Below are 26,112 nucleotides of genomic sequence, written 5' to 3'. Positions count from 1 at the left end.
CTTTACCCTTTTGTTTTCAACTTTGCGGATACTGGCTAGATATCGTGGCACTTCACTCCACGCAGGAGCAAAGATTTGCAAATTTGTTCGAGTTTCGCATCATTGTCATCATCTGCCACGAAATAATTTTCTGACTCCAGCGCTCGAAGGCCCGACTCGAACGCAAATACTGGTGTGTCATAGTTTTTTATTGAGCCTTCAAGATAGTAAGCAAATTTATTGTTCGTATCTTTATTCGAGAAAACACACTCTTGGTTAGCAAGCCATTTTAAAAAGGCCGAGCTTATCTTGTACAGTGCAGGGTATTGTTGGCGCAGTGGCGTCGCCAGGAAATGAACTTCTCCTACTGTCCATAAAGCGCCACGTCGTACACGCGGAAGAAACACTGTAACAACAGGCGAAGTTTTTGGGTTTATCGCCCCATTTGAATGGTACGTCAGTGGGCCAATATCTTTAAAGTATAAAATGAGACTTCGCTCGGTCTGCACCTCTATTGGAGGTGTAGAGCGCGCACGAAACCAGTCAACAACTTCGGATTGCTGTGACGGATCTGCAATGAAACGGTAGGTGCTGCCCATATTGATGAAGTTTATCGCGTAAGAAGATATATTAAAAGTCAGCCAATGATTTATTCATAATCCCATGGACCTTGAGTAAACACTTTATGGCCTTCCTTGAATTCTGCTACCCATGTATAGCGAAATTCCTCACCCAAACCTCTGGCTTCAAACCATGCTGATTGAAATAATGCAGCGACACTTTCGATCAATGAAATCAGATAGGCACTATGTACATTGAAAACCGCCTCGTTGTTTGAAAAAGCCGTAATCAGATCTTGCAAAACATCTTTGTGAATTCCGTCCTCAAAAAGGATTTTGGTGATTTCGTCGGATTTGCTTGATATGTCAGGGATATCATTGTCGCCGATGAATTGTATGTGCAGGACTGTTTGTTCACTCATGATTTTTTTATGGTTTGAGTTTTAATCTGGTTTTCTCAAGCAAGGCAAGTCAGATTAAGTGTGTAATATTATTGTTAATGCTATCAATATTTGGCAAGTCTGAGATGCTTCTATTTTACTGACCCAATTCATGCTTGGGATCTGTCCAGTGCAAATAGTTCAGATACTTCTCCCATGCTCATTTAACTGCTTTTCTTTGGCTTACTATACCAAAGCGCATTCACAATAATCCAGCGGTCTTCAAATTTGCCCATGTGGAAGTAATCGACAAACCATGGCGTTTCCAGTCGTACTGAGGCGGCTTTATCTGTGACATCCAGGACGGTACAGCTGCGGTTCCATTCTGCTTTCGGCGTTTTAAGTGCGCCTGCTTTGGTCAGGTTGACCAATTCTTCCTTGGACATGCGCCGCAGGCCCAGGCGTTCGTCCGGCGTGTCGCCTATCACGGCACGTTTGGCCAGATCGGGGTGCAGTGACCGGGCTACCCGTTTGGGATCTGCTTCCAGTTGGCCGTCAATATAGTCGTAGCAAGTGGCCTCGATGGCGGCTATGGTCGCAGCATCGGCCGTGGTAGGGAGTTGATTGGTACCAGGGCTGGCGTAAAAGGTAGCGGCGACGAAAAGGGTCACAAGGGACATGGTTTTGGTTCCTGATTAAGTGCGGCTTTTAAAAGATCAAATACGGGATGAAATAAAGTATGACATGTTTGTTGACCCCTTAGCGGGAGTCACCTGTCTGAGCAAGTGCATCAATTTACCTTGACCCGGTATATTCATGTTGGTTCCTGGTATTTGTTCGCGTTACTATCTTCAGGAAAAATCTTCACAGTGATAAAAAAGCCCCGCAAGAAGCGGGGCTAATCATTGCATGGCCTGATGTTTCAAAGTCGGATCAAATCAGCACATTGATAATCGCATTGCCTATGCCTATCAATGCTGCACCAGAGATCAAGCCAGCGCAGATAGGTTCGCAACCTTCTACCCAGAAATCATGGCCTTTGCTGCCAGGAGTGCTGTTGCGGCTGCCCATCCACCAGAATATCGCTGCACCTACCCACATTGCCAGGCAAGATTCTGGCGGCAGGATGACGCCCAGACCGATGGAGACTGCAGACAGCGGGAAGCGGCCTTTGGTGAATATGCGGGCAAGTTCGATGATAGTGGCTGCCACTGCTGCGACGATGATGCCGGTGATGGCAGATGCTGGCAGGCTGCTGAAGCCTTTGGCGATCAGTTCGGCCACGCCTTTCCATTGCATCGCACCTGGGAAGGCAAACTTGTCGGAGACGATAGTGGCGGTGGAACGTATGCCATCAGCATCTGGTGGCAAGAACAGCAGGAAGTACAGCGGTACGCAAGCCAGCGCGCCAGAGAAAATGCCGATGATATGGCCTATTGCCTGCTGCCTTGGTTTTGCGCCCAGCATATAGCCCGGTTTGATATCGGACAGCAGGTTGGATGCATTCGATGCCACTTCAGCCGTCATGCCTGCAGGTATCAGGTTGTTGGCTGGATTAGTACTGTCGATGGCACCCATGCTGAACTGGGTGATCTTTGACAGCGTGCCTGTCGGTGTCCAGGATGTCAGCGCCATCGCATTGGCACAGATGATGGTCAGGATGAATACCAGCGGTAGGGTGATGATGGACATCAGCCATGGCACACCAAAGAATTCATGCGTGGTCCATGCCGCCAGGATACTGAAGATGGGGATGCCTATGTAAGAGATGATGAGCGGAACTTCAATATGGTCGAGTATCGTGCTGGTTTGGTCGGCTACTTTATTTTTATCCGCTTTTTTGAAGATGCTGGTGAACAGTTCAGGCTTGGCTGCAAGGCTGATGAAGGAGGCCACCACCATCATCGAAACCGCCCACCACAGACCCCATTGATTGACGATCTCGGTACGTGAAATAGGTACCAGTTTGCCGCTAGGTGCGATGCGTTCGACGATATCGCCACGTTGTATCATCCACGGTGCCAGGAAAACGAAGTTGATGATGGTACCCAGCAAGACGCTGCTGGCGACACGTATACCCATCAGGCCGCCTACGCCCAGCATGGCAGCATCGAGGGTAAAACGCAGACCCAATGCACGGAAATCTGTACCCAGGATTTTTGGGATCAGCATGTCATATTTGACCGCTGCGGCGTAATAGTAAGAGTCAAACCGTTCCTGGAAATGCCAGGCTTCTGTCATGCCTGCCCATTTGTCCATGCGCAGGATTTTGAACTGTATGAGTTTCATCCAGCCATCGCTGGTGATCATCTGGTAGATTGCCGTCCACATGGCAGAGAAAGCCATCAGGCGCGCCTTGTACATGCCGCTGGCTGCTTCACCGGTATACACGGCATCCAGCACCACGCCGCAGGCACGGCCTTCAGGGAAGGGCAACTGGTCTTCATTGATAAAACGGCGCTTCATCGGGAAGGCAACCAGCACACCCAGAATGGAGCAGATACTCATCCACACCACCAAATGCCACCAGCTGACTACCGTGCCACTGATCAGCATATACGCTGACAGCACGGTATTGAGTGGCATGGTCATGTAGCCAGCAGCTGTCGCGATGGATTGTGTGCAGTTGTTTTCAAGGATGGTGAAGTCTTTGGCCAGGCCCAGATTGGCAAGTATCTTGAAAATCGCAAATGCCAGGATGACCGAGGTCAGGCCTACACCTATGGTGATGCCGGTTTTGGCTCCGATGTATAACGCGGTTGCAGACAATATGCCGCCAAGCAAAAAACCAGTAAATGCCGAGCGTATGGTCAACTGTGCCATATCACCACGGTAGATATTGGTGAACCACCACTCGTCCTTTTGGGCGCGGGTCCAGGTTCGTATTTGCTCATCGCTTAATTGTTGCAGCGCCATATTTTCTCCGAAGCGGTTGTCTTGCTTGATGATGATGCCCGGCTTGTTAATTCATACGCAAGATCATTGCAAATATGAAACACAGAGCCGGAAATATGAAAATTTTCTTTCAGGTGCGGCAGTATCCAAGCGGCAGATGTTTTCTGTCAAGCGTGCTTGCTGAAAAAAGGCTTTTTGCTGTTGTTCCAATTTGATTTATAGTGAAACTGGCATCGATGCGTGACTGCCCCCGACCTGAATTGTCCCGGTCGGCGTGACCGGGGCAGAATTCCTGGCATGCAAATTCGGGAGTCAGTGGCTGTTCAAATCCAATGCTGCCTTGCGAACTGCCGCAGCAATGTCCTTGCTGATGGCAGGATCATTGACAGCCCTGGCAAGGGTGACTCCGCCGACCAGCAGTGCCAGCAAGGCAGTTGCTTCTTCGCGTTTGGCATTAGCTTGTCCATCCAGGCCTGCAGCCACAGTTTCTATGATGGCCAGCAATTCGGTTTCATACGCTTGCCGCGTCTTTTCCTCTGCCCGCGCCACTTCAGGCGACAGGCTTTGTAATGCGCAGCTATCGGCCAGGTCACAAGTGCGACGCTCCCCGAGGTAAAAATCGATAAATGCCGTGCGCCAACCACTGCCCAGTTGCTCGCGCGCCTGGTTGACTCCCAGCTTCAGGTCTTCAAGCCCGGCAACTACCGCCTCACGGAAAGCATCTGCCTTCGACTTGAAATGAGTGTAAAAAGCGCCCGATGTTACTGCGGCATCTTTTGCCAGCCCATCAACGCCAGAACCACCAAAACCCCGGCTGCGAAATCCACGACCTGCACTTTTGAGTATCTTTGCCTTGCTTTCTTCTTTTTGTCCCGCCCGGTGTGCCATGTAAAAAATCTCCAGAATAAAAATGCTATTTAAAACTTTACAACATAACGATCGTTATGTAATTATGCATCACATCACGACCGTTATATAACGTCCGTGATGCGGGAGTCAAGGGCTGCTCTTTGGCTCGACCATCCATTTTGCTCAAGGAGTTAAGCTATGCCTATCTCAGTTCAAGTTACTACAGACCTTCTTACTCTTGAGGGCGAGCGTGACGTTCTCCCTCTTGTTGCAGACGCTTTACTGCGCGTGCACGGTTTGACTGGCAACAAGTTCATGACGCCTAACGTCGTCGGCCATCTGGCCGTCAGCCCGGAGGCGCGCAGCTATGCTGGTGGCAAGCTGCAGTCGCTGGCGGTTGTCGAAGTGAAAGTTCCCTCAGTCACTTTCCCTACCGCCGAGGTCAAGCAGGCCTTTGTCAGTGAGGTCACTGACATCATAGACAGGCTCAAGCAGGGGGCGCATCCGCGGGAAAGGACATATGTCAACGTGACATATGCAGTTGATGGCACCTGGGGTATTGCGGGCAAGGCTTATTCCAATGCCGAGATGGGTGAGTCTGTGCAGCAAGGGTTCCACTGAAGCAAACGGCCCACGCAAACCGATTCGGGAGGCAGCACTATGCAACAATCAAACTATCTGTTTTTTACTATGCAATGCGAGCAGGCCCTGGATTTTTATACGCATTGCGGCTTGGGCAGGGTGACCGACATCCTGCGTCATGGTGAGGCTGGGATGCCATTGAAGAATGAGGCCATGCGCGGCAAGATCATGCATGCCAGGTTCGAGGGGCCAGGTGTGCTTTTTTATGCCTCAGACAATGATGATGCAGAGCCTATGCGAGGTTCTGCGCACATATTGATGATGGATAGCCGTGAGCAAACCGATCAGCTGTTTGCACTCATGAGCCAGGGCGCAAATGTGACTACGCCGTTGGCTGTGCAAGTCTGGGGAGATTATTTTGGCAAGCTGACTGACCAGTTCGGTGTGCAGTGGATGTTTAACTGTGCTGCCTGAATTGGATGCTAGCGAAGAGAGTAGAGTGTGATGGACAATAAAAAACCCCGCAACGAAAGTTGCGGGGTTTTGAGCAATGCGACTCTCGGTTAGATTACTGAGAGTAGCTAGCAGCTATTACATCATGCCGCCCATACCACCCATACCGCCCATGCCACCCATATCACCGCCCATGCCGCCACCTGATTTGTCGTCAGGCAATTCAGCAACCAGAGCATCAGTAGTCAGGATCAGGCCAGCAACCGACGCTGCATTTTGCAATGCGGAGCGAGTTACTTTAGCTGGATCGAGAATACCCATTTCTATCATGTCGCCGTATGTGTCATTGGCAGCATTGAAGCCGTAGTTGCCTTTGCCATTGATGATGGCGTTAACAACAACGCTAGGTTCGCCACCGGCGTTAGCAACGATTTCACGCAGAGGTGCTTCGATTGCTTTCAGAACCAGTTTGATACCTGCTTCTTGATCTGGATTGTCGCCTTTGATTTCGCCAGCAGCTTGACGTGCGCGCAGCAGGGCAACGCCACCGCCAGGAACAACGCCTTCTTCTACGGCAGCGCGAGTTGCGTGCAGAGCATCTTCAACGCGGGCTTTTTTCTCTTTCATTTCAACTTCAGTTGCAGCACCAACCTTGATCACAGCAACGCCGCCTGCAAGTTTGGCAACGCGTTCTTGCAGTTTTTCACGGTCGTAGTCAGAAGTTGCTTCTTCGATTTGCGCGCGGATTTGTTTAACGCGTGCTTCGATACCAACAGCCTGGCCAGCGCCATCGATCACGGTCGTGTTTTCTTTACCGATTTCGATACGTTTAGCTTGACCCAGGTCAGCCAGAGTTGCTTTTTCCAGTGTCAGGCCAACTTCTTCAGCAATCACTTGACCACCGGTCAGGATAGCGATGTCTTCCAGCATGGCTTTGCGACGGTCACCGAAGCCTGGCGCTTTAACAGCTGCAGTTTTCAGGATGCCACGGATGTTGTTCACAACCAGAGTTGCCAGCGCTTCGCCGTCTACATCTTCAGCGATGATCAGCAGTGGGCGGCCGGATTTTGCAACTTGTTCCAATACTGGCAGCAGGTCACGGATGTTCGAGATTTTTTTGTCGAACAACAGGATGAACGGGTTTTCCAGGATAACGGATTGTTTTTCTGGATTGTTGATGAAGTAGGGTGACAGGTAGCCACGGTCAAACTGCATACCTTCAACGATGTCGAGTTCGTTGTCCAGGGATTTGCCGTCTTCAACAGTGATCACGCCTTCTTTGCCAACTTTGTCCATTGCCTTGGCAATGATGTCGCCGATGTTTGCATCGGAGTTGGCAGAGATGGAACCAACTTGAGCGATTTCTTTGTTGGTTGTTGTTGGCTTGGACAGAGTCTTGATTTCAGCAACGATGGCTGTAACCGCTTTGTCGATACCGCGTTTCAAGTCAGTTGGGTTGAAGCCAGCTGCTACATATTTGAAACCTTCGCGAACGATGGCTTGTGCCAGAACTGTCGCTGTCGTTGTACCGTCACCAGCGTTGTCAGAAGTGCGGGAAGCCACTTCTTTCACCAGTTGTGCACCCATGTTTTCCAGTTTGTCTTTCAGTTCGATTTCTTTAGCTACAGAAACACCGTCTTTAGTGACTGTAGGCGCGCCGAAAGAGCGTTCCAGAACGACGTTACGGCCTTTAGGGCCCAGGGTGACTTTAACTGCGTTCGCCAGGATGTTGACGCCATTGACGATTTTCGCACGTGCGTCATCACCAAAAATTACTTGTTTAGCTGCCATATTAATTCTCCGAATTCTTTAATTGATATCGTGGATGTCGATTACTTCTGTACGACCGCGAAGATGTCTTCTTCACGCATCACCAGAACTTCGTTGCCGTCAACTTTGACAGCCTGACCAGAATATTTACCGAACAAAACGCGGTCGCCGACTTTAACGTCCAGGGCGCGCACAGTACCGTTGTCCAGCAATTTGCCAGGACCAACAGCCAGTACTTCACCTTGATCTGGCTTTTCAGCTGCAGCGTCAGGCAGAACGATACCAGATGCGGTTTTTGTTTCTTGATCCAGGCGTTTCACGATCAGGCGATCATGCAGGGGACGAAGGTTCATACTAGCTCCTTTAAATTTGCGAGTAATTACTATTGGAATTCAATTAAGCTGGAGAAAGACTTTGTTAGCACTCTCTCTCAACGAGTGCTAAGTATATGGGCGAGGGGAGGGCTTTTCAAGAGCTAAAAAAGGGCTAAACTAATATTTCTTTAATAATCAGCAACTTAGTTGTGATTAAGTTGTGCTTTCATACTGGTGTTTGACTGCTTTTTCCCGTGTGGATTGTTTTTCGCGTAGATTGAAATGTATTTTTTGATATTGTATTGCAGCTGAGTAAATATTAATTTACTCAGCTTTGCACTGCAAACCGCTGCTGGATGTTACACAATCGTCAATGCTACCGGTCCAGCCAAGACGGTGTAGGCATCATTGTACAAATACCAGAGTGCATAATTACCAGCGGCGAGGCTGGCGGTATTGAGAGTCACGCTGCCCTGACTATTGCTGGCATATTGCCACTCCAGTGAATTGCCATTGCCCGGTACTGCACCGGCAGCGTATACACCTATCCAGTTTTTGGCATTGACTTGTGCTGGTAATGCCGCATAGGAGGCAACCACATTGCTGCCGCGCGAGATGCGCGGAGTGGTGGTAGTCAGGCGAGCGCTATTGCGTTGACCGCCGATCAAAGGATCTGTGCGATTGTTATTACTATTGTTGCCCACTGCTTCCACATGACCGGCTATCCGGCGAAAAAACTGGCTGTCGGCACTGCTGCTGATGCTGAAGTCATACCAGCCAAAACTGCTGATCAATGGATATTCGAGTCGCAAACTCTGGCCACCTGCCAGTGAGTAGGTGTTTGCCAGGCTGCCATAGGCATTGTCGCTGACGGTGAAATTGCAGGGCTGTACATTGTCGATATTGGACAGGGTGAGCACCAGTTTGCCACTATTGCTATCGTGGGCTGCCTGTACCTCAGGCTTGATGATGGCCGTGGTGCTGCCGCGCCATTCGCGCATCAAACCATTCGGGCCATAGGCGCTGAGCTGGTAAGTATCAGTACTCCAGTTCCAGGTTTCTTTCTGGATTTGCTTGCCAGCTTCAACGGTGTAATGCCAGGGGCCACCTGTGCGCACTTTTGAATACACAATAAAAGCAGCGCCAGCGGTGCCATTATTAATGAAGCTGACTTCCAGTTGCCTGCTGTTGTTGGCCCTGGCCTGTGCTTCCAGCAGATATGGCAGGCAGCAGGCTGGGCGCGGGCCTTGTGCTTGCAGATAGGCCTCCTGGCGTGGCTGGCTCTGGTTGACTGGCGGCACAGGATAGGGTTTGCCATTGACAGGTACATAGGCTGCAGTTTTTGGTACGGTAGTTGGCCAGTTTTGATCCGGGGATTTGAAATCAAATGCAGAAGTCAAATCACCGCAGACTGTACGTCGCCACGGCGATATCTGTTTGCAACTGACTGCGGCCCTGTCCTTGCCCAGGCCATTGACCAGCCATTCTTCAAGAAAGCGTAACTTCGAGGTATGGTCAAAAACCTGGGAGCAAACCTTGCCACCTTTGCTCCAGGGCGAGATTACCAGCATGGGCACGCGCGGACCCAGCCCCACAGGTTCACTGCCGTATTTTTCATAGAAGCCATTGTCTGCCAGCGTAGACCGGCCCATGGCGGTGGTGATGGGCGGGATATGAGGTGGCACATGATCGAAGAAGCCATCGTTCTCGTCGTACATCAGCAAGAACACAGTCTTTGCCCACACCTCGGGTTCAGCCACCAGAGCAGCCAGCAAGCGTGCGGTCAGGTTTTCACCTGCGTTGGGGGAGTTGGGTGAATGCTCTGTGTAATCATTTGGTGCGCATATCCAGGATACCTGCGGTAGCCTTCTATTGCGCACGTCATCTGCAAAAGCGCTGACCAGACCATCACCCTTGCTGCCACCCACACTGGCACCAGGTGCCATAATGCGTGCTTTCTGGTACAGCGGCGAGCTGCTGCTTAACCTGCTGCCGTCTGCATTCACTCGGAAATTCTTGAAATAGGCGAGGTAGTTGTCGCCGTAATTATCCCATTCCTGATACACCTTCCAGCTGACCTGATTGGATTCCAGCACTTCTGCATAGGTTTGCCAGTTGGGCGCACCGGATGTAACTGCGGCAGAGACATCGTCATTGGCCGGGTCGGCATTGTAGTAGTCCCTGGCATCAACGTTATACAGGCTGCCCATGCCACCCAACCAGCCCTGGCTGGTGCCCGTCAGCGAATACATGCGGTTGGGGTCGGTCGCACCAAAGATCGAGCAATGATAGGCATCGCAAATGGTGAATGCATCTGCCAGTGCGTAATAAAACGGCAGGTCGCCACGGTCAAAATAACCCATGGTTTGCACCGTTTTTTTGCTGACCCAGACATCCCAGCCTTGCCAGGTTTGTTGCGATCCTTTCCAGGAGTGATTGGTGCCGACAGACAGGGCACTGGTGTTTTTGGCGTCAAAATGGAAAGGTAAAACACTGCCGCCTGCCGGATTGGGTTGCTGCCAGACGGGAGCGCCATTCGGCAAGCTGATGGCACGCGGATCATCAAAGCCGCGCACACCGGCCAGGGTGCCAAAGTAATGATCGAAAGAACGGTTTTCCTGCATGAAAATCACCACGTGGCCAACATCTGCCAATGTGCCAGTGACATTGTTTGCCGGTACGGCAAGGGCTTGCTGTATCACCCCGGGTAACATGCTGGCACCAGCACTTGCGACTGAAAATCGCAAAAATTTTCTGCGGCTGTCTGAAATCATTTCTCATCCCCTTTTCATTTAAGTTTAGTGTTTAATCAGTGCTTATTACTGTATGAAAATATATTAGTAATATGTCGGCAATATGACAGCATTGGTTTAAAAGGGGAATCAGGCAATGCTGATGTTCCTGATCCTAATTCGCTGAATTGATCTTTATTATTTGGTTGTCAAACCAAAATAAGCTTGCGGTTTGAGTGTTAATGCATTAATCTCCCAATATTGGTTGTTTGACCAATATTGGGGCTTCACATGAATACTATTTTTAATCCTGCGCCTGGCAAAGCCATACACTCTCGTGTGGTGTTGATGACTGGTAGCATGGGTTGCGGCAAATCAAGCGCTGCGGCTGGATTTATTAAACTGGGTGTGCCGGTGATTGATGCAGATCTGGTGGCGCGCGCGATACATCAGGACAGCCAGCACCCTGTGCTGGCGGAGATTGCCTCGGTATTGCCGCAATTGTTGACAGAAGTTGGTTGCCTGCGACGTGGCATTCTTCGAACAGTGCTGGCCAGTGATACTCATGCAAATCGTTGCCTGAGAAATTTGCTGCAGCCATATGTATTACAGGCCATGTGGCAATGGACTATCCAGCAAACAGCAGCCTATGTCATTTGGGAGTCGGCATTGTTGCCTGATAAAGATCATGGCTTCATGTACGATAGCGTCTTGCTACTGCAGGCAGATGAGAAAACACGCCTGCGGCGTGTACGTCACCGTAATCCTGACTGGACGGAAGTGGAGATCCTGCAGGTTTTCAGTATGCAGGCACAGGAATATGCTTTCCGGGGACAAGCCCATGCATTGATGATCAATCAGGGCAGTATCGCAGAGCTGAACCGGCAAGTCTTGCAGCAACATCTTATTTATATGTCGTACTGGAGCTAACAATGAAAAAAATCGCATTCTCTGGCACTCTTGATCCCATCACCAATGGTCATCTGTGGGTGATACAAGAAGCCAGGGCATTGGCTGATGAAGTCGTGGTTTTCATCTCTGAAAACCCGGGCAAGAAGCCGCAGTTTTCTGCGCCCGAACGCAAGGACATCATTGAGCGCAGTGTGGCTGAATGTGGCTGGCACAACGTCAGTGTCGTCATCGTCAAGGGGGATTACACTGCCCGTGCTGCCAAGCGCCATGGCATAGAGTATCTGGTGCGTGGCATACGTAATACCTCAGACTTCGATTATGAAAACCTGATACAGCAAACCAATGTCGATGTACTCGATGGTGCAAAGACTATCTTCGTCATGCCACCGCGTGACCTGGGCTCGGTCAGTTCCAGTTTCGTGCGTGCCTTGCAGGGGCCGGTGGGCTGGCACTGGACGGTAAAAAAGTTCATGCCCATGCCAGCCTATATCGCCTGGATCAAAAGCTGGTTGCGCACTGACTGGCAAAAACTGTGGGAAGCCGAGATTGATGCCGATGATGTCGACAGCGCCAAACTCGACCACTGGTTTGATTACCTGACTGGCGATGATGCCTACGGTGCCGGACGCCGGACTTACCATAATCTCGATCACCTGGTACATGGTTTGAGCGAAATCTCGGCATGGGCCAGCAATACCGGTGCCAACAAGTCGGACGTGGCGATATTGAAAAAGGCTTTCTGGTTCCATGACGCGGTCTATGGTGGCGAACATACCGGGTTGTCGAATGAAGAGCAAAGTGCCAGATTGTGGCTGGAGGCAAGTCTGGGCTCACAACATGCGCAAGAAGTGGCAGACTTGATACGCGTGACGGATCACTTCCAGAGTGCGAACCTGAGTCATCCACTGAAGGACGGCATGCTGGGCGTTGATCTGGCGATTTTGGGCCAGGCGGCAGATACCTATGATGCCTATGCAACTGCCGTAAGGCTTGAATACAGTCATGTCGATGATGCCACTTATCAGGCGGGCAGGGCGCGGGTATTAAGCCATTTCGAAGCACAGGCTGAAGCCGGCAAGTTGTTTGCCGATGCTTGGTTTGCTGATCTCTACACCAGCCAGGCCCTCGTGAATATCAGGCGAGAAAAAGCGCTGCTGAAATAGGCCGCCTGCAAAACAGTATTCGGCTTCATGACACATCAGATCATTCACATAAATGTGAGTTTTTGTGAATGAGCAACTTTTTACACCTGAAAACCGCGAAAATAGAACCTGAGTAAAAAGCTGTCGATTCACCATATTTGATGCGTGAACTTAAGACAGGTACTTGTCCAGTCTGCATTTGTTGCTATCGCTTGATTGCATGACAGGATGCGCGGAGGCATGGATGTGGATTTATCGTTTGGGTTTAAGCCTGTTGGCCAGTATGACGCTGTTCATGCCTTGCGTGGCCCTGGCTATGACAGTCACCTTCCTCAACCCGGGGAAATCAGATGAAATTTATTGGGTCACTGCCAGCAATGGCATGACGGCTGCTGCCCGTAGTCTGGGCATACAGCTGGAAGTGATCTATTCTGAACGTGACCATTTAAAGACGCTGGAATACGCCAGGCAAATCGCTGCACGCCCTGCGAATAAACGGCCCGATTATGTGATCTTGTCGAATGATTATGCGGTTGGTGCCGAAGCCTTTGTGGGGGAGTGATCGTTTTGTCCCTATTCAGCAAGGCAACCGAACATGGCAAAACCTAATGCCAGCGTGGCTATCAGCCCGATTAGGGGCCAAAACTTCCGCTTTTGGCATTTGATAAGAAATGGTGAATTGTGAATAACTTTTGCACGACTATTGTCACCATTCAGCAAACTTCTGTACCAGGATTGATACTTTCTTGAGTAGACGGGGTCGTTGGTGGCGGTTCTGGATATCTGGATCGATATCGCTTGACAGTGCAGGCAAACAATCAATGGCGGAGTGCTTTTAAGTTCACTTTCCAAAATTTGAATTAATAAATCGTCGTCTCCCCGCTTTACCACAAACTACATACGCCATCCTATATTGATGACACATTGTAATTGCAAAACTACATTTAGTTACACGACAGCCAATATTGTTACTTTTTAACGTTTTAAGCTACTAGCTTTAACAACTGTGCCACGTCTTCATCGCTGCCATGAGTCTCCATGTAATTGTATAAAACGCCGATTATTTCGCTCTTGCGCTCTACGGTGATAGTGACATTGTTCTCATCCAAATAGCGTTCAAGGAATTGCATTGCACGTTTGAGGCGATTGAGGTCGAGCTTCTCACCTAACTTGTCCTTGGCTACTGAAGCAATGCGATCGACGTCAATTCCAACCCTTTTCTTACCTACACGGTCAAGCATAGGCACGTAGCCTGGTAGGTAAGCTTCAGGGATTTCAAACATCTTCCTAATCCCGCCTAAGCCGACTCTCGTCTCAAAGTGCCATTCCTCTTTTTCAGCGCGTAATTGAATTGCTCTCTTCGTTGATGGCAAATTTGGCAATTTCATCTCGACAATTTCAGCCGCTGTATATAACTTTGTCATTTCGCACTTTATTCGCTGTAACTGCGAAATCTACTTCGCAGTTTATTAAAAATAAATATCTTTTAAAATCAATAAGTTAAAAAACATTCCGCCACAAGTAGGAAAATATAACTGCGAAATACAATGAAGTAGTTGACTTCGCACTTTTTCACACTTAACATGCATCCATTGACCCAACCCAAAGAGGAAAACAATGGATGCATCAAACGCCCCAAAAAAATCCGCGCAAGCCGATTGGCATCGTGCGGATATCGTCGCCGCGCTTCATAAAAAAGGTTGGTCGCTGCGCCAACTCTCAGTGCAAAGCGGCCTGGCTGAGAGAACCATCAACTCAGCCTTAGATCGCCCCTACCCAAAAGCAGAAAGCATTATTGCTGCTGCCATCGGAGTCGCTCCAGAGGAAATCTGGCCATTGCGCTATGAGAGGCGGAATTTTACGCCAGTTTTAACGCTTCCTACCAAGTCACTTCGCACTTTGCAGTGCGCTGTTGCTTGAAATGAATCATAGGCCGTCACTGGACTTAACACCATCTTTACGTTTCGCGGAGTTGTGAAAATGTCGTTGCGAAAAAGACGCTGGAAATCAGTAAGAGCTACAAGCCTCAGCGAGGCGATGGAATTGTGCGTGGAATATGCCGGTTCTGAACAGCGCCGCCCCATCAAAGTCCTGGCTGACCTTATGGGTGTGGATGTCAAGAGGCTATACCGCTGGTTGGGAGAAACTTCCATGCCCTTGAACCGCATACGCCAGTTTGAAGCATTTTGCGGTGCCACCTTTGTCAGTGATTACTTGTGTTTGGCACATGGCGACAAAGTTGTGGTCGCGATCGCAGCCGGAAAAACTGCAAAGGTCACCGACCTGGTCGAAGTGCAGGCCTGCTTTTCTGAAGCCATGGCGCTGCTATCCCGCTTTTATCAAAACGGCGACGCCATAGAACAAACCTTGGCCGCGCTGACGACCACACTGGGTCAACTGGCCTACCAGCGCAGCAACGTTACCAAGGCTTGCGAGCCAGAACTTGAACTGTTTAACACTTGCGATTGAAAGTAGAACATGAAAACTTTACAAGTCACCTTGACCGAAACACGCCTTAACAAACCGCTGGTAGTCATTGACGAAATGCCAGGCCCGCACGTCGAAATGAGCCCCGCAGCTGTACGCGCCTTTGCCAAAGCATTGCTGGCTGCAGCGGATGAATGCGACGCCCGCGACTTAACTAAAAAGCACTTTGCCTCAGTGAAGCGTACTTATTCAATCGGTGAACCTGCATGAGTCAGGTAATCGTAAAACCCCATTACACTGCCGCCGACCTGGCAGCGCTGCGGATTCCAGGTCTTCCAAGCAGTGTACGAGGTATTCAATTGCTTACAGAAAGACAGCTCTGGAGCTATGTTGAAGTATCTGGCCGAGGCGGCATTCGCCGCGAATACACGCCACCTTCAGAAGTGATGGAAGCGATACGCCAAGAAGCCACAAAGCAGCTTGCAGCGACAATTCCAGCGCGAACACTGCCAACGGTCAAGCCACAGACGACCATCGCGCACACCGAAGCCCAAAGTTTAACGGGTGACGCACGTAAAGGTGTTCTGGATGCGTTAAACGCGATTATGCAAGGCACTGGCTATCCGTTAAAACGCGCCGCAAAGCATTTGATCAGCATGGCGCAAAAAGGCGAAGCCAGCCCGCAGCTGATTGCCATGCTCAAATTGGCCAGGGATGGCCGTGGACGTTCCAGCCCAGATGGGTTGCCATCAGATCGAAGCCTGACACGTTTTGTCGCTTATCAAAAAAGTGGCGAGCTAGTCCCAAAGAAACGTGAGAAAGACATGAATGTACCCGCCTGGGCAGAATCATTCCTGGGCCACTACCAAAAACCAGAAAAACCAACGGTAGAGCATGCATATCGACAATTTGCCAAGATATACCAGGGCGAGCTGCCTAGCATTCACCAAGTGCGCCGATTCCTGGACAAGGTCGGCAGTGTTTCCAGGCAAATTGGAAGGATGGGCGACCGAGAACTTAAGACAATCAAAAAATTCGTGCGCCGCGACTTCAGCAAGCTGCTGCCGTCTGACATATACAGTGCCGACGGCCACACGTTCGATGCAGAAGTACAGCATCCCATGCATGGCCGACCATTCAGGCCAGAGATTACATCCGTCGTCGATATCGGGACACGTCGCCTGATTGGCTGGTCTGTTGACCTGGCTGAAAGTGCGCTGGCGGTGCTGGATGCGCTGCGCGTAGCAGCCTTAACGGGCGGCATCCCGGCCATTTTGTACGTAGATAACGGCTCAGGCTACGTCAACCAGATGATGACAGCCACGGCGACAGGTTTAATGGCCAGGCTGGGGACGGAAATGGTCAATAGCTTGCCATACAACAGCCAGGCGCGTGGTGTGATTGAGCGACTGCACCAAACAGTGTGGGTCAACGCAGCCAAGGAAGTCCCTGGTTACATTGGCAAGGACATGGATCGCCAGGCCAAGCTGCAGGTGTTCAAGCTGTCGCGTCAGGCGATCATGAAAAAAGCGACACACACCAGCACGATGCCATTGATGCCGTGGCCTTTATTCCTGGAGTTCGCCAGGGACAAGGTTGCCGAGTACAACGCCCGTCCGCATAGGTCATTACCGAAAATCACAGACCCGGAGACTGGCCGACGCCGTCACATGAGTCCAGACGAAGCTTGGGCAACGGCAGAAGCGGAAGGATTTGCGCCGCACCGGATCAGTGAAACCGAGGCAAGACCGTTGTTCAGGCCACAAATAGTCCGGTCTGTGCGCCGCTGTGAAATTGAACTGTTCGGAAACAGATACTTTAACGCTGCCCTGGAAGACTTTAACGACACAGAAGCCTGTGTCGGCTATGACCTCCATGACCCGCAAATGGTCTGGGTTTATCACCACGATGGCCGCCTAATTTGCACAGCAGACCTGGACGGTAACTTGCGCGACTACATGCCCCAGTCCTTTGTGGAGCGCATGCGTGACAAGCGGGCCGCTGGCCGCGAAAAGCGCCTGGAAAACAAGCTGGAAGAAGTCCGCGCAGAACGCAATGGTTCCGCCCCGCTGGAATTGGAAGTCATCAAGGGCATACAAATCACTTCAGATATCGACACATTACGCAGCAAATGGGCTTTAGAGCGCGAATCGGAGCAGGTTCTGATATCTGCTGCACCTCAACGGGAAGAAGCTGAGAAACCCGTTAAATCAGTCGAACAAAGCAATGTTTTTGAATTGCCGGAAACACGGCAAGAGCGCCTGACCAGATGGCACAGGTTAGAGCAACAAGTACAGGAAGGAGGCGAAATTAACGATGCAACACTGGCTCGGTGGCATAAGTCGTACCCCATGTCATCAGAGTACAGAACGTTTTACAAGCGTTACCTGGAGGAGTCTGGCCAGGAAGAGAACAGCATGGCGGCAACCATGCTGTTCATGAACAACTAACTACGAAAGCACAAGGATTATGACAAAAGACAAGCAAATAAACAATCGCCCAAAAGGTGGCGTGGCCGCAATCGCCACGTTTGACCTGGTGGCAACAACCTTGGATCAATTAAAAAACCGTCGCCAGGGAATGGATGGCATCGGCTGTTTGTATGGCCCATCGGGCTGGGGCAAGACCTTTTCCAGCAATGTGCTGGCACTGGAGACACGCGCCTACTTTGTCCAAATTCAGCCAGTCTGGACTAAGAAAACTTTCCTGCAAAAGATTCTGGATGAGATGAAAGTGGACTGGGATAAAAGCTGCAGCGTCCCTGACCTGTTCGATATGGTCAACAACCAGTTAGCCGTCTCTGGTCGCATTTTGATCCTGGACGAGTTTAACAGGGCTATTGAACGTCCGGCACTGGCACAAATCACCCGCGCCATATTCGATTGCACACAGTCGCCCATCCTACTAGTGGGCGAGGAAAAGCTGCCTAGCGAATTGACCAAACCTGCGTTCAAACAGCTTTATCGCCGCATAGCTGCATGGGCCGAGGCACAGGATGTGACCGTGCAGGACACGGCCAAGCTGGCCCCGATCTATTGCCCAAGCATCGATTTTGCAGAAGAAGCGCTAAGCGCCTTGACGACCTTCTCCAAAGGCTCTGTGTCAGCCGTCGTCAAGTGCCTGAATGTCATTCATGAAGACTGCCTGGTCACTGGCAAGGAAAACATTAACCTGGCTGCACTGCAAAAAATCGCGTTGCCATCAGCCACACATCCGAAAAGGAAAATTTAACGATGGCCAGACTACCAGCAACGCAAGAAATGCGCGGTGGTAAGACACCACGCCAAAGGGTATGGGAGCAGGTACGCAAGCAGCCGGAAAGGTTCACCCAGGCGCAACTGGCCGAGTTCGGCAAGGTGTCTGACAGCATCGTCAAAGACTACGTCAAAGTCCTCTTAAAAGCGGGTTTTATCGCAGTCATTGACACCGAACCAGCAGGCAGAATTTGCAGGCGCAACATCTACGCCCTTATCAAGGATAACGGGGTGGAAGCACCCAGGCTGACCAAGAAAGGTGAAACAGTCACGCAAGGCAGCGTCAATGAGGCCATGTGGGGAACATTGCGCCGTGTACTCAAAGGGCAGAGTTTCAATTTTAGGGAGCTTGCATCTTTTGCCAGCACAACGAGCCAGACAGTGGGCGAGGAAACGGCCCGCAATTATGTCCATGCCCTGGCTGCAGCAGGATACCTGGAATGCACCAAAGAAGCAGTTGCAGGAAAGAAAGCTCAGCCAGCGCGTTATCGACTCAAGCGCCAAATGGAAAGCGGGCCACGCGCTCCAATGATCCAAAGAACAAAAACCGTGTATGACCCGAATTGGAACCGCATTGTGTGGGTCGATGAAATAGGAGCTGAAGATGAAACACTGTGAATACATGGATAGCGACTGGTTCAAGGCCATGAAGGTGGAAGTGGATGCCACTAACAAAACAGTCGTGGCCGGGAAGATGCAAGTCAATCGTTCCACGCTTTCTGCGGTAATGAACGGCATTGGCGAGTACGGCAAAGGCAAGGCCAGCACGAATGGCATAGAGCTGCAATTTCGCCGAGCATTTGAGCAGCTGGAGTGTCCGCATACGTACAAGATCATCGGTGTTGCTGTCTGCCGGGAAAACGCACTGTGCGCAGCTCCCACACAAAACCCGCGCCAGATGATGCATTGGCAGGCTTGTCAATCTTGTCCGCATAAGCCAGCGCCACTAAGCAAGGTAATCGCACCTAAAGCGAAACGGCCAGCAATGCGCCAAGCAGCTTCCGAACCTGTCCAGCAGGCTGGAATTATCGACAAGGTGACTTTACCACTCCCCGTGGTTGGTGGCCCTCAAGTAACCGTACAAACAGCACAGGAGGCTGCATGAAAGTACTTACGCATTATACCCACGACGAGTGGAGAGCTGAAGCGATAAAGCGCTTTGGTACCAGTTCTGCAAACTGGAAATTCATTTGCCCATCTTGCGGCTTTGTAGCTGCTGTAAAGGACTGGGAAGAGGCAAACGCCCCGGAAGGTGCAAACGCCTACTCGTGCATTGGCCGTTACACCGAGAGTGCGAAAGAAATGGGCGACACCACGGGTGGCCCATGCAATTACACAAATGGTGGCCTGTTCAACATTTCTACAGTCAGAGTGGAATTCAACGGAGGTACACATTCTATTTTTGATTTCGCTCCTGCAGAGGCTGAAAGCCAAGTAGCGGGAAAGGAGTCAGCATGAGCAGCGTTATTAAAAGCGTTAAACACGCAATCGTCGCCTTCCAGATCAAGCGCCTGGATCGCCGCTACATCAAATTGAGTCGTGACCTTGACTGGTACGACCAGCAACTGCAAGGCAATCGAATATTCACCGATAAGAACCGGCTTAAAACGATGATGCGGCGCAATGAACTATCGCTGCGTCTACGTGCCTTGGAGGGGCGTTAAATGAACGTCCTGGAACTGATGCAGAGGCTGCGTCGATGTCCAGCAAATGCCAAAGTGATGATTGTCCTGCACAGCGAATGGGGCAGCAACAAGATGGAGCAAATCAAGGACGTAGTACGCCCAACCAAAACCAAACCCGTGGGCAATGCCGTTCCCACCGTTGAAATCACAGTAGGAGAAGAAGAATGAAATCAGCACTGCAAGTAATAGAAGAGAAACTGGATACAAAAGAGAAGCCCACCTATGACGAACTTGAGGCTGCCTTGTTGCAGGCACTCAAAGAGCGCAATGGATTCAGGGATGCCGTCAAAGGAATGGCAGGTTGGCTGGGACGCCTCGTGCATGCACATGTGAGTCTTGATGACGCCCGCGTTAAATCAACACTGGATGCATTCATGGCTGAGCGCGTGCAAGTCGTGCAAGCGGCCACCAACCAAATTCACTAACTCGAAAGGCACATCATGAGCAAACACGAAGAGGAAATCATCAGCCTGGTAAGAAGTCAGCCAGGGCTGCGGGCCGTCCAGATCAGCGACAAACTGGACATCGATCCTGATGTGGTCGAAAACATCCTGGTTACAGCAACGCGCCATGGCAAGCTCATGGCAACCAAGGTTACAGCGCCAAATAGTCTGCAAGTGGACGCTTATCGGGCGAATCCAGCTGTGCTGGGCTGGGTGGCTGCAACACCGCCAGCCGAAAAGGCGAAAGACCAGGAGCAGGCCACCGTTAAGCAAGTCCAGGACGAGATTGTCAAACAATCCCAGACCAAAGGGCCGACCAAGATCGACAAAGCCCTTGCTTTCCTGGTGGGGAAAAAAGAAGTAACGGCAGACGATCTGTGCAGGGCCATGGGGATAGAGCCAGCCAAGTACTCGCCGACCCAGTATCTGTCCAGGCTCATCCAAGACGGCACCGTGATCAAGCGTGGGAAATGGTATTGCCTGGCATCGGAAGCAGACGACTTGGCTGCACCAGAGACGACACCACAAAAGGCCGTCCTACTGACCAAACCAGAGCACGACCCGGTCAACACACCACAGCACTATACCGTCGGAGGTATCGAATTTATCGACATCCTACGGGCCAAGCTGACGCCAGAAGAACTCAGGGGCTACTTTAAGGGCAACGTGCTCAAGTACGTCATTCGCGCAGAACTCAAAGACGGCCTGCAGGATTACCAGAAGTGCGCAAGGTACGCAAACTGGCTGGCCCAAGCAGAAACACCCGTAACCCAGTAACCAGGAATTGAACAACATGACAACCGATACAACAGACTTCATGGAAGACGCACAAGGACGTTTCTGGCCACCATCCAAGGTCAAACCAATTGACAAGGCTAGAGACGGTCTGGTGAAGGAAATGATGGCCAAAGCGGTAGCTCTTAATGCTGCTTTGAGCGAATTTAAGAAATCCGCTTTCGGCGACATTTCCGCCTTTGTTACCTTGAGTGCCGAAGAGTACAAGGCAAAGCTTGGCGGAAAAAAGGGAAATGTCACGATGTTTTCTTTCGATGGCAGATACAAAATACAGTTTGCGGTATCAGAGAACATCCAGTTTGACGAACGCCTGCAGGCAGCGAAAGCGCTCATTGATGAATGCATAAAGGAATGGAGCCAAGGTTCAAGCCCAGAAATCCAGGTGCTTGTTCAGGACGCTTTCAAAACCGACAGAGAGGGCAACCTCAATCATGGACGCATCCTGGCACTGCGCCGTCTGGATATCAAGGATGAGCGCTGGATCAATGCCATGACCGCCATTGGCGAGTCTGTCCAGGTCGTGGGTAGTAAGCAGTACATCCGCTTCTATGAACGCCAAGACGACACAGACCAATACAACCCTATACCTCTGGATATGGCGGCCTTATGACTGAACCGAAAATCGTTAAGGCCATAGTGACCATCAACTATACCGCTGACGATGGCACGTCATCATCGGTCACATTTAAGGAATACCCAGCAGACGCTGGCCGGAATCCGCCATGCCAGCCACTGATTGACGGACTGGAGGAACTGGCCCGGCTGACAACCTTGTTTAAGTTTGAGAACAAAGCACTGATTGCCTTTCATGAGGCGAGAAAGAAGGTGTTTATCTGGCGCAGCAAGCGCGAGACGACCAGTAGCACGTAACAACATAGCGAGCGCCCAGGTAGCAGGTGGCGCAAATCAGCAAAGCATTACGGTAACAGCTACAGGGCATGCCCGGTAACCTTCCGAGAGGTGAATGCCCCGAATGACCCGCGTTAAGGGTCATTCGCTTTAATTGTCGTACAAGCGAAACAAGGCAGTTCACCGCCTTGTCTGCCAGGTGTGGTTACCTGGTACTGATGAGCAGCCAAGGAGGAAACAAATGCAAATCACTAAGGAGCAATGGGCGGAAGTTGAGGCGAACCTGTCTAGCGCGTGGGGAGTCGTTGAACTGGAAATTGACGGCTATAAGATCAATCTACGCGTCGCAAGAGAGAAGTCCCTGAAGTATGTAGTGATGATCTATGTCAATGGCGTTATGGATGGAAAATGGTTGTCACCCGATTCGGACGCAGATGAAACAAAGCGGTTTTTCCGCAAAATTTCGAAGTACGCGCTGAAACCAAAAGCTCGCGCCGAATTAATCAAAATCTATGGTGGAAAGCGATGCCCAAAAGCTGACCTTGCACGATTCAATCAGCAATACAGCTACTTCAGCCCTGTATGGAGCAACGTTAAGGACATGCGCCGCCATTTTGTGAAAAACAATCAGAGCATTGAAGTAGTTCATATTGGATATGAGCCATGCTAAAGCAACGCAATGCTGACCAGTTGCGCCGGGCCGAGCTGGCACAGATACATATAGCCAAGGTGCAGCTAGCCATGGCTGACGATTCTTATCGGGCACTGTTGAGACGGGTCGCAGGCAAGGAGTCATCCAAAGACCTGACTTGGCAAGAACGGAAAGCACTCCTGGACGAGTTCAAGCGCCTGGGCTTCAAGATCAAACCAAAACATCAGATGCCCAAAGTCGGGGCAGACCGCATGCCAAGAATGGAGAAGATTGAAGCCTTGCTGGCTGAAGCAAAACGGCCTTGGTCTTATGTTACACCGCTCGTCAAGAACCTGGGGTATGAACGAATTGAGTTTTGCTCAGTAGGCGACCTTGGCAAGATCATTGCCGCGCTTATGATAGATGCAGACAGAAACGGGAGAGCCACCTCATGACACAGCGCGACCCAGAAGCCATCGTTAAGCTGATGATCAGTATGATCGGAGAAAGCGCCGCCATTCTTATGATGGATACCAAAAACTTTGGCGGCGGCAGCTTTGACTTTCCGAAGTCAGAAACGGGCCTGGGTGCGCAAACTTTCGCCGCATTGGCTGAAGTAGTAGGAATGTCAAATGCCCAGCGCCTTTGCAGGCACTTCGGCGGTGAACGTCTCTATATTCCAAACCTTGCAAGCCAGTATAGACAAGAACGCAACAAAAATATCGTCAAGAAGTATAATGGCGGAACAGCAGTCCGGGAACTAATGCGGGAATACGGGCTTTCTGATCGCCGCATCTGGGAAATCCTAAAGAATACAGATATGAGCCAGGTCAATCAGATAAGCCGATATGTGCAAGAAAGTTTATTTTGAACAGTGAGGCTGAAATGAAAAACCTGATATTTTTGATGTTTCTTTTTGCAGTAACGTCCGCGCATGCCGATGCTTTTAAGTGTTCAGTGAACGGCAAAGTTGTGTTTCAAGAATTTCCATGCGTCGGCTCTGGAGAAAAAATTCGGACTGAAAAAAAGGATCAGCAGAGACAAGACGATGGTTACGAGAACGTCAAGAGAGAGAATGCAGAGTATGCACGTAGTCTTAAAGTTGAATACGACAACCTTAAAGAAAAGCAGGAGTCTCAAAAGCTAAAAGCTGAAATCAACGCGAAAATTTACAACGAAAATTTGCCAAAAATGCGCGCCGAACAGGAAAAAGAAGACCTAGCTAAAGCAGAAAAATTTGAACTGCAACAAAAAGCAAACAAAGACGCTTTGAAAACTTGTTTGGAATCTAAATGCAGTTCAAGCTCCTACTATGTACTGCTGAAAGACATGTTGAAAATAGACGTTGAAGGCACTATCAAAAATTGTTCAACTCAAGTGCTAACTGGAGGGGACCTATTCTATTGCTCTGTTCCTATTGTTGATAGTGGCCGCGTTAGGATAGCCAGATTACAAATGGAACTTGGAGTCCCAAGTAATATTCCAAATTTGGTCAAAGTGAAAACGAAGAGAATAACGTCTGTAAATGTTTATTAGTCTTGGTTTGAAATATCTTAAATTAGTAGTAGAGCCGCTGACTTAGAACAGCGGCTTTTTGTTTATACTGAACCCCTTCCAATAGTTTCAAAAGCAAGGTCTCTCTATCCTTGGTGATGTGTCAATACACATTAACCTGATAGGAGAATATCTTGAAAAAACTTCCCCGTATGACCGATTGGCTGATAGCTGCATTGCTGCTGTCAGTCTTAGTACTTGCCTTTTCCCCCGCGCAGATACCCGTAAGCCTTTACAAGCTGAGTCTGATCACCATCGCTGGGGTGGTCGGTTATTGGCTGGATCGCAGCCTGTTCCCTTATGCGCGGCCAGATTCGTTCTTGGCCACGGACATTGAATCGTTAGAGGACATCGAAGAAGTCGAAGACCCACCCTTACAATTCAAGCTGGAACGGTTCCTACAGAACGACTTACTCGCGGCTGCATCCATGTGGCGACGGGCGTTTATAGTTGGCACCGCCATGATCGCGGTTGGCCTGGGGGCATAACATGCGCCAGTTCCTATCTGCTTTCTCGCTGCCAGTAATCCTTGCAACGCTCCTGGTTGCAATGGTTATGTGTTTAGCCTCACCCGCAAATGCCCAGGAAGTACCGCAAGCCGCAAATAAATATCGGAATGATTTAACGCGCATTGCCCAATCAGTGTGGGGCTTAGATGCACCTGTGCCAGTCTTTGCGGCTCAAGTCCAGCAGGAAAGTGGATGGAACCCTGACGCAGTATCAAGGGTCGGCGCACTCGGCATGACTCAATTTATGCCAGCCACTGCTACCTGGTGGTGTGCATTAAACAAGCTGTCGGCCCAGGAATGTCAACCACGCAATCCAATCTGGGCAATGCGGGCCATGATCGGTTATGACCTGTGGCTGTATCAGCGTGTTGCCGGGCTAACCGAGTTTGACCGACTCTGGGCCATGGATCGCAGCTATAACGGCGGCCTGGGCCATTGGCAGGCAGAAGCTGCGCTGGTCCGCCCAGCGCTGAACCATGAGGCTATAGACGCGGCCTGTGGTCGTGCCAAGCGCAGCGTTATCCATTGCTCTGAAAACCTGGGCTATCCCGACCGAATCCTCAACCGCCTGCAGTATCGCTATTCAGCCTGGGGCAGAACGGTAGGCCAGCCATGAAATTTTTATCAAACTTCGGATGGTTTGACATGCTCCTGGTTGCCTTCGGTATGTCCCTGGGCGCTGCCGCAGCGCATGTCTATGACACCGCGCAAATCGAAATAGCCAAGGCCAATCTGGCTGGCATTAAAGCACAGCATAGCGACCAGCAGGCCCAAGCCACCCAGGCTGCTCTGGTTCGCCTGCAGGACGCCAACCAACGCGCCAATGCATTGCAAACCTCCCTTGATCTAACCGAGCAACGGCTGGCCACTACTAAAACGGAGTTAAACAATGAAATCCAAAAAAGCACCACTGGCCGCACTTGTCTCAATGGCCGTACTGTCGGCCTGCTCAACCGCGCCGCAGCAGGTAGTGAGCCTGCCACCTTGTCCAACGCCGCCAGCGGGCCTGCTGAGACGAGTACCGGCTTTGCCACCGATACAGATATCGCCGCCTGGATCAACGGCGCTGCAGCCCAGTACAACACCTGCCGCGCAAGGCTTGACGCCCTGATTGATTGGCACATCAACCCCGCAAAGGCCAGCCCAGAGCATGAGCAGTGATATCTCCGACCAGGCCACCGACCTGGAAGAAAAAAACCGGGACGGCGCGATTCAAGCGGAGATGGCCAGGCTGGCCAGCCTGAAGGCAAAGGCTCCACAAATCAGCGCTGAGTGGTGTGTCGTTTGTGACGAACCGATATCAACAGAACGTCGCAAGGCTTCTCCAGGGTGCCAGATGTGCATTGATTGCGCCAGGCGAGACGATGCAAGACAAAAAATTTTCAGGCGATAAAGGA

General features: G+C 50.6%; 36 protein-coding genes and 1 other RNA gene. 28 read left to right on the top strand and 9 right to left on the bottom strand.

From position 1 onward, the window contains the following. Positions 1–35: 35 nt before the first annotated feature. The 5 genes from ACO0LD_RS03375 to ACO0LD_RS03355 form a co-directional block, all read right to left on the bottom strand. On the bottom strand, positions 36–578 hold the full coding sequence (locus ACO0LD_RS03375) for a hypothetical protein (protein WP_423003700.1): 543 nt from the start codon (positions 576–578) through the stop codon (positions 36–38). Between the two features lie 50 nt (positions 579–628). Continuing rightward, positions 629–961 (bottom strand): hypothetical protein, encoded by a 333-nt coding sequence (locus ACO0LD_RS03370; protein ID WP_423003698.1) that lies wholly within the window; start codon positions 959–961, stop codon positions 629–631. Positions 962–1,143: 182 nt separating this feature from the next. Beyond that, the gene (locus tag ACO0LD_RS03365) at positions 1,144–1,599 is read right to left on the bottom strand and encodes a nuclear transport factor 2 family protein (protein WP_423003696.1); all 456 of its coding nucleotides are present in this window, start codon (positions 1,597–1,599) and stop codon (positions 1,144–1,146) included. 253 nt (positions 1,600–1,852) lie between these two features. Beyond that, positions 1,853–3,835 (bottom strand): OPT family oligopeptide transporter, encoded by a 1,983-nt coding sequence (locus tag ACO0LD_RS03360; protein WP_423003694.1) that lies wholly within the window; start codon positions 3,833–3,835, stop codon positions 1,853–1,855. Positions 3,836–4,126: 291 nt separating this feature from the next. Further along, on the bottom strand, positions 4,127–4,702 hold the full coding sequence (locus ACO0LD_RS03355; RefSeq protein ID WP_423003692.1) for a TetR/AcrR family transcriptional regulator: 576 nt from the start codon (positions 4,700–4,702) through the stop codon (positions 4,127–4,129). Positions 4,703–4,861: 159 nt separating this feature from the next. Between ACO0LD_RS03355 and ACO0LD_RS03350 the strand changes: the two genes are divergently transcribed. Together ACO0LD_RS03350 and ACO0LD_RS03345 are read left to right on the top strand one after the other, a co-directional pair. Continuing rightward, positions 4,862–5,284 (top strand): tautomerase family protein, encoded by a 423-nt coding sequence (locus ACO0LD_RS03350; RefSeq protein WP_423003690.1) that lies wholly within the window; start codon positions 4,862–4,864, stop codon positions 5,282–5,284. Positions 5,285–5,323: 39 nt separating this feature from the next. Further along, complete coding sequence (locus ACO0LD_RS03345) at positions 5,324–5,719, top strand: VOC family protein (protein ID WP_423003688.1); 396 nt, start codon at positions 5,324–5,326, stop codon at positions 5,717–5,719. A gap of 117 nt (positions 5,720–5,836) precedes the next feature. On the opposite strand, the gene groL is transcribed toward ACO0LD_RS03345, so the two are convergent. From groL to ACO0LD_RS03330, 3 genes are all read right to left on the bottom strand, one after another. After that, a complete protein-coding gene (gene groL / locus ACO0LD_RS03340; RefSeq protein WP_423003686.1) occupies positions 5,837–7,489 on the bottom strand; it encodes a chaperonin GroEL in 1,653 nt (550 codons plus the stop codon). Between the two features lie 41 nt (positions 7,490–7,530). After that, complete coding sequence (gene groES, locus ACO0LD_RS03335; RefSeq protein ID WP_110257032.1) at positions 7,531–7,821, bottom strand: co-chaperone GroES; 291 nt, start codon at positions 7,819–7,821, stop codon at positions 7,531–7,533. Between the two features lie 320 nt (positions 7,822–8,141). After that, positions 8,142–10,556 (bottom strand): phosphocholine-specific phospholipase C, encoded by a 2,415-nt coding sequence (locus ACO0LD_RS03330; RefSeq protein ID WP_423003684.1) that lies wholly within the window; start codon positions 10,554–10,556, stop codon positions 8,142–8,144. A 249-nt stretch (positions 10,557–10,805) separates the two neighbouring features. On the opposite strand from ACO0LD_RS03330, the gene coaE reads away from it, so the two are divergent. From coaE to ACO0LD_RS03315, 3 genes are all read left to right on the top strand, one after another. Beyond that, complete coding sequence (gene coaE / locus ACO0LD_RS03325; RefSeq protein WP_423003682.1) at positions 10,806–11,444, top strand: dephospho-CoA kinase; 639 nt, start codon at positions 10,806–10,808, stop codon at positions 11,442–11,444. Positions 11,445–11,446: 2 nt separating this feature from the next. After that, the gene (coaD, locus tag ACO0LD_RS03320; RefSeq protein WP_423003680.1) at positions 11,447–12,589 is read left to right on the top strand and encodes a pantetheine-phosphate adenylyltransferase; all 1,143 of its coding nucleotides are present in this window, start codon (positions 11,447–11,449) and stop codon (positions 12,587–12,589) included. Between the two features lie 223 nt (positions 12,590–12,812). Continuing rightward, positions 12,813–13,130, top strand: a complete 318-nt coding sequence (locus ACO0LD_RS03315) for a hypothetical protein (RefSeq protein WP_423003678.1) — start codon at positions 12,813–12,815, stop codon at positions 13,128–13,130. 421 nt (positions 13,131–13,551) lie between these two features. Here the strand turns inward: ACO0LD_RS03315 and ACO0LD_RS03310 are convergent, their stop codons facing one another. Continuing rightward, entirely contained in the window at positions 13,552–13,992 is a 441-nt protein-coding gene (locus ACO0LD_RS03310) for a hypothetical protein (RefSeq protein WP_423003676.1), read from the bottom strand. Positions 13,993–14,185: 193 nt separating this feature from the next. On the opposite strand from ACO0LD_RS03310, the gene ACO0LD_RS03305 reads away from it, so the two are divergent. The 23 genes from ACO0LD_RS03305 (at position 14,186) to ACO0LD_RS03195 (ending at position 26,108) form a co-directional block, all read left to right on the top strand. After that, positions 14,186–14,488, top strand: a complete 303-nt coding sequence (locus ACO0LD_RS03305) for a helix-turn-helix domain-containing protein (RefSeq protein ID WP_422979702.1) — start codon at positions 14,186–14,188, stop codon at positions 14,486–14,488. 60 nt (positions 14,489–14,548) lie between these two features. Beyond that, positions 14,549–15,037 (top strand): hypothetical protein, encoded by a 489-nt coding sequence (locus ACO0LD_RS03300; protein ID WP_423003674.1) that lies wholly within the window; start codon positions 14,549–14,551, stop codon positions 15,035–15,037. Between the two features lie 9 nt (positions 15,038–15,046). Then, positions 15,047–15,265, top strand: coding sequence for a hypothetical protein (locus ACO0LD_RS03295; RefSeq protein ID WP_423003672.1), 219 nt, complete (start codon positions 15,047–15,049; stop codon positions 15,263–15,265). Continuing rightward, positions 15,262–17,445, top strand: a complete 2,184-nt coding sequence (locus ACO0LD_RS03290) for a Mu transposase C-terminal domain-containing protein (RefSeq protein WP_423003670.1) — start codon at positions 15,262–15,264, stop codon at positions 17,443–17,445. The genes ACO0LD_RS03295 and ACO0LD_RS03290 overlap by 4 nt, the downstream gene beginning before the upstream one ends. 19 nt (positions 17,446–17,464) lie before the next feature. Next, positions 17,465–18,226: an AAA family ATPase gene (locus tag ACO0LD_RS03285; protein ID WP_423003668.1), complete on the top strand. Its 762-nt coding sequence runs from the start codon at positions 17,465–17,467 to the stop codon at positions 18,224–18,226. Between the two features lie 2 nt (positions 18,227–18,228). Continuing rightward, positions 18,229–18,867: a hypothetical protein gene (locus ACO0LD_RS03280; protein ID WP_423003666.1), complete on the top strand. Its 639-nt coding sequence runs from the start codon at positions 18,229–18,231 to the stop codon at positions 18,865–18,867. Then, complete coding sequence (locus ACO0LD_RS03275; RefSeq protein WP_423003665.1) at positions 18,854–19,354, top strand: MarR family transcriptional regulator; 501 nt, start codon at positions 18,854–18,856, stop codon at positions 19,352–19,354. The genes ACO0LD_RS03280 and ACO0LD_RS03275 overlap by 14 nt, the downstream gene beginning before the upstream one ends. Next, positions 19,351–19,707, top strand: coding sequence for a VVA0879 family protein (locus tag ACO0LD_RS03270; RefSeq protein WP_423003663.1), 357 nt, complete (start codon positions 19,351–19,353; stop codon positions 19,705–19,707). Before ACO0LD_RS03275 ends, ACO0LD_RS03270 begins: the two co-directional genes overlap by 4 nt. After that, positions 19,704–19,913, top strand: a complete 210-nt coding sequence (locus tag ACO0LD_RS03265; RefSeq protein WP_423003661.1) for a hypothetical protein — start codon at positions 19,704–19,706, stop codon at positions 19,911–19,913. The genes ACO0LD_RS03270 and ACO0LD_RS03265 overlap by 4 nt, the downstream gene beginning before the upstream one ends. Beyond that, a complete protein-coding gene (locus ACO0LD_RS03260; protein ID WP_423003659.1) occupies positions 19,914–20,102 on the top strand; it encodes a hypothetical protein in 189 nt (62 codons plus the stop codon). It abuts the gene before it with no gap. Then, positions 20,099–20,359, top strand: coding sequence for a hypothetical protein (locus ACO0LD_RS03255; RefSeq protein WP_423003657.1), 261 nt, complete (start codon positions 20,099–20,101; stop codon positions 20,357–20,359). Before ACO0LD_RS03260 ends, ACO0LD_RS03255 begins: the two co-directional genes overlap by 4 nt. A 15-nt stretch (positions 20,360–20,374) precedes the next feature. Further along, positions 20,375–21,154 carry a DUF3310 domain-containing protein gene (locus ACO0LD_RS03250; RefSeq protein ID WP_423003655.1) on the top strand — a complete coding sequence of 260 codons (780 nt, stop codon included), beginning with the start codon at positions 20,375–20,377 and terminating at the stop codon, positions 21,152–21,154. A gap of 16 nt (positions 21,155–21,170) precedes the next feature. After that, positions 21,171–21,782, top strand: coding sequence for a DUF3164 family protein (locus ACO0LD_RS03245; RefSeq protein ID WP_423003653.1), 612 nt, complete (start codon positions 21,171–21,173; stop codon positions 21,780–21,782). After that, positions 21,779–22,042 (top strand): hypothetical protein, encoded by a 264-nt coding sequence (locus tag ACO0LD_RS03240; protein WP_423003651.1) that lies wholly within the window; start codon positions 21,779–21,781, stop codon positions 22,040–22,042. Before ACO0LD_RS03245 ends, ACO0LD_RS03240 begins: the two co-directional genes overlap by 4 nt. A 142-nt stretch (positions 22,043–22,184) precedes the next feature. Continuing rightward, positions 22,185–22,253: hammerhead ribozyme type II (locus ACO0LD_RS03235), an RNA gene on the top strand. A gap of 9 nt (positions 22,254–22,262) precedes the next feature. After that, the gene (locus ACO0LD_RS03230) at positions 22,263–22,691 is read left to right on the top strand and encodes a hypothetical protein (protein ID WP_423003649.1); all 429 of its coding nucleotides are present in this window, start codon (positions 22,263–22,265) and stop codon (positions 22,689–22,691) included. Further along, positions 22,685–23,107, top strand: a complete 423-nt coding sequence (locus ACO0LD_RS03225; RefSeq protein WP_423003647.1) for a phage protein GemA/Gp16 family protein — start codon at positions 22,685–22,687, stop codon at positions 23,105–23,107. The genes ACO0LD_RS03230 and ACO0LD_RS03225 overlap by 7 nt, the downstream gene beginning before the upstream one ends. Then, a complete protein-coding gene (locus ACO0LD_RS03220) occupies positions 23,104–23,523 on the top strand; it encodes a Mor transcription activator family protein (RefSeq protein ID WP_423003645.1) in 420 nt (139 codons plus the stop codon). Before ACO0LD_RS03225 ends, ACO0LD_RS03220 begins: the two co-directional genes overlap by 4 nt. 14 nt (positions 23,524–23,537) lie before the next feature. Then, entirely contained in the window at positions 23,538–24,188 is a 651-nt protein-coding gene (locus tag ACO0LD_RS03215; protein WP_423003643.1) for a hypothetical protein, read from the top strand. Positions 24,189–24,340: 152 nt separating this feature from the next. Further along, entirely contained in the window at positions 24,341–24,694 is a 354-nt protein-coding gene (locus tag ACO0LD_RS03210) for a putative holin (protein ID WP_423003641.1), read from the top strand. Position 24,695: 1 nt separating this feature from the next. Continuing rightward, positions 24,696–25,331, top strand: a complete 636-nt coding sequence (locus ACO0LD_RS03205) for a transglycosylase SLT domain-containing protein (protein WP_423003639.1) — start codon at positions 24,696–24,698, stop codon at positions 25,329–25,331. Further along, positions 25,328–25,876 carry a hypothetical protein gene (locus ACO0LD_RS03200; protein ID WP_423003637.1) on the top strand — a complete coding sequence of 183 codons (549 nt, stop codon included), beginning with the start codon at positions 25,328–25,330 and terminating at the stop codon, positions 25,874–25,876. The genes ACO0LD_RS03205 and ACO0LD_RS03200 overlap by 4 nt, the downstream gene beginning before the upstream one ends. Beyond that, on the top strand, positions 25,866–26,108 hold the full coding sequence (locus tag ACO0LD_RS03195) for a TraR/DksA C4-type zinc finger protein (protein WP_423003635.1): 243 nt from the start codon (positions 25,866–25,868) through the stop codon (positions 26,106–26,108). The genes ACO0LD_RS03200 and ACO0LD_RS03195 overlap by 11 nt, the downstream gene beginning before the upstream one ends. Positions 26,109–26,112 lie beyond the last annotated feature (4 nt).

It is taken from the genome of Undibacterium sp. Ji83W (assembly GCF_049340385.1).
Classification (GTDB): domain Bacteria; phylum Pseudomonadota; class Gammaproteobacteria; order Burkholderiales; family Burkholderiaceae_D; genus Undibacterium.
This window is presented reverse-complemented; position numbering and strand designations above follow the sequence as displayed.

What these genes read in the sequence shown, in the direction of transcription:
- ACO0LD_RS03225 (WP_423003647.1), top strand. Translation starts at nt 22,685, where the DNA reads ATGCTAAAGCAACGCAATGCTGACCAGTTGCGCCGGGCCGAGCTGGCA.
- ACO0LD_RS03195 (WP_423003635.1), top strand. Translation starts at nt 25,866, where the DNA reads ATGAGCAGTGATATCTCCGACCAGGCCACCGACCTGGAAGAAAAAAAC.
- ACO0LD_RS03355 (WP_423003692.1), bottom strand. Translation starts at nt 4,702, where the DNA reads ATGGCACACCGGGCGGGACAAAAAGAAGAAAGCAAGGCAAAGATACTC.
- groL (WP_423003686.1), bottom strand. Translation starts at nt 7,489, where the DNA reads ATGGCAGCTAAACAAGTAATTTTTGGTGATGACGCACGTGCGAAAATC.
- ACO0LD_RS03285 (WP_423003668.1), top strand. Translation starts at nt 17,465, where the DNA reads ATGACAAAAGACAAGCAAATAAACAATCGCCCAAAAGGTGGCGTGGCC.
- ACO0LD_RS03250 (WP_423003655.1), top strand. Translation starts at nt 20,375, where the DNA reads ATGAGCAAACACGAAGAGGAAATCATCAGCCTGGTAAGAAGTCAGCCA.
- ACO0LD_RS03200 (WP_423003637.1), top strand. Translation starts at nt 25,328, where the DNA reads ATGAAATTTTTATCAAACTTCGGATGGTTTGACATGCTCCTGGTTGCC.
- ACO0LD_RS03295 (WP_423003672.1), top strand. Translation starts at nt 15,047, where the DNA reads ATGAAAACTTTACAAGTCACCTTGACCGAAACACGCCTTAACAAACCG.
- groES (WP_110257032.1), bottom strand. Translation starts at nt 7,821, where the DNA reads ATGAACCTTCGTCCCCTGCATGATCGCCTGATCGTGAAACGCCTGGAT.
- ACO0LD_RS03330 (WP_423003684.1), bottom strand. Translation starts at nt 10,556, where the DNA reads ATGATTTCAGACAGCCGCAGAAAATTTTTGCGATTTTCAGTCGCAAGT.
- ACO0LD_RS03300 (WP_423003674.1), top strand. Translation starts at nt 14,549, where the DNA reads ATGTCGTTGCGAAAAAGACGCTGGAAATCAGTAAGAGCTACAAGCCTC.
- ACO0LD_RS03260 (WP_423003659.1), top strand. Translation starts at nt 19,914, where the DNA reads ATGAACGTCCTGGAACTGATGCAGAGGCTGCGTCGATGTCCAGCAAAT.
- ACO0LD_RS03280 (WP_423003666.1), top strand. Translation starts at nt 18,229, where the DNA reads ATGGCCAGACTACCAGCAACGCAAGAAATGCGCGGTGGTAAGACACCA.
- ACO0LD_RS03370 (WP_423003698.1), bottom strand. Translation starts at nt 961, where the DNA reads ATGAGTGAACAAACAGTCCTGCACATACAATTCATCGGCGACAATGAT.
- ACO0LD_RS03215 (WP_423003643.1), top strand. Translation starts at nt 23,538, where the DNA reads ATGAAAAACCTGATATTTTTGATGTTTCTTTTTGCAGTAACGTCCGCG.
- ACO0LD_RS03290 (WP_423003670.1), top strand. Translation starts at nt 15,262, where the DNA reads ATGAGTCAGGTAATCGTAAAACCCCATTACACTGCCGCCGACCTGGCA.
- ACO0LD_RS03310 (WP_423003676.1), bottom strand. Translation starts at nt 13,992, where the DNA reads ATGACAAAGTTATATACAGCGGCTGAAATTGTCGAGATGAAATTGCCA.
- ACO0LD_RS03205 (WP_423003639.1), top strand. Translation starts at nt 24,696, where the DNA reads ATGCGCCAGTTCCTATCTGCTTTCTCGCTGCCAGTAATCCTTGCAACG.
- ACO0LD_RS03375 (WP_423003700.1), bottom strand. Translation starts at nt 578, where the DNA reads ATGGGCAGCACCTACCGTTTCATTGCAGATCCGTCACAGCAATCCGAA.
- ACO0LD_RS03270 (WP_423003663.1), top strand. Translation starts at nt 19,351, where the DNA reads ATGAAAGTACTTACGCATTATACCCACGACGAGTGGAGAGCTGAAGCG.
- ACO0LD_RS03275 (WP_423003665.1), top strand. Translation starts at nt 18,854, where the DNA reads ATGAAACACTGTGAATACATGGATAGCGACTGGTTCAAGGCCATGAAG.
- coaD (WP_423003680.1), top strand. Translation starts at nt 11,447, where the DNA reads ATGAAAAAAATCGCATTCTCTGGCACTCTTGATCCCATCACCAATGGT.
- ACO0LD_RS03315 (WP_423003678.1), top strand. Translation starts at nt 12,813, where the DNA reads ATGTGGATTTATCGTTTGGGTTTAAGCCTGTTGGCCAGTATGACGCTG.
- ACO0LD_RS03230 (WP_423003649.1), top strand. Translation starts at nt 22,263, where the DNA reads ATGCAAATCACTAAGGAGCAATGGGCGGAAGTTGAGGCGAACCTGTCT.
- ACO0LD_RS03365 (WP_423003696.1), bottom strand. Translation starts at nt 1,599, where the DNA reads ATGTCCCTTGTGACCCTTTTCGTCGCCGCTACCTTTTACGCCAGCCCT.
- ACO0LD_RS03305 (WP_422979702.1), top strand. Translation starts at nt 14,186, where the DNA reads ATGGATGCATCAAACGCCCCAAAAAAATCCGCGCAAGCCGATTGGCAT.
- ACO0LD_RS03345 (WP_423003688.1), top strand. Translation starts at nt 5,324, where the DNA reads ATGCAACAATCAAACTATCTGTTTTTTACTATGCAATGCGAGCAGGCC.
- ACO0LD_RS03265 (WP_423003661.1), top strand. Translation starts at nt 19,704, where the DNA reads ATGAGCAGCGTTATTAAAAGCGTTAAACACGCAATCGTCGCCTTCCAG.
- ACO0LD_RS03360 (WP_423003694.1), bottom strand. Translation starts at nt 3,835, where the DNA reads ATGGCGCTGCAACAATTAAGCGATGAGCAAATACGAACCTGGACCCGC.
- ACO0LD_RS03255 (WP_423003657.1), top strand. Translation starts at nt 20,099, where the DNA reads ATGAAATCAGCACTGCAAGTAATAGAAGAGAAACTGGATACAAAAGAG.
- coaE (WP_423003682.1), top strand. Translation starts at nt 10,806, where the DNA reads ATGAATACTATTTTTAATCCTGCGCCTGGCAAAGCCATACACTCTCGT.
- ACO0LD_RS03240 (WP_423003651.1), top strand. Translation starts at nt 21,779, where the DNA reads ATGACTGAACCGAAAATCGTTAAGGCCATAGTGACCATCAACTATACC.
- ACO0LD_RS03220 (WP_423003645.1), top strand. Translation starts at nt 23,104, where the DNA reads ATGACACAGCGCGACCCAGAAGCCATCGTTAAGCTGATGATCAGTATG.
- ACO0LD_RS03350 (WP_423003690.1), top strand. Translation starts at nt 4,862, where the DNA reads ATGCCTATCTCAGTTCAAGTTACTACAGACCTTCTTACTCTTGAGGGC.
- ACO0LD_RS03245 (WP_423003653.1), top strand. Translation starts at nt 21,171, where the DNA reads ATGACAACCGATACAACAGACTTCATGGAAGACGCACAAGGACGTTTC.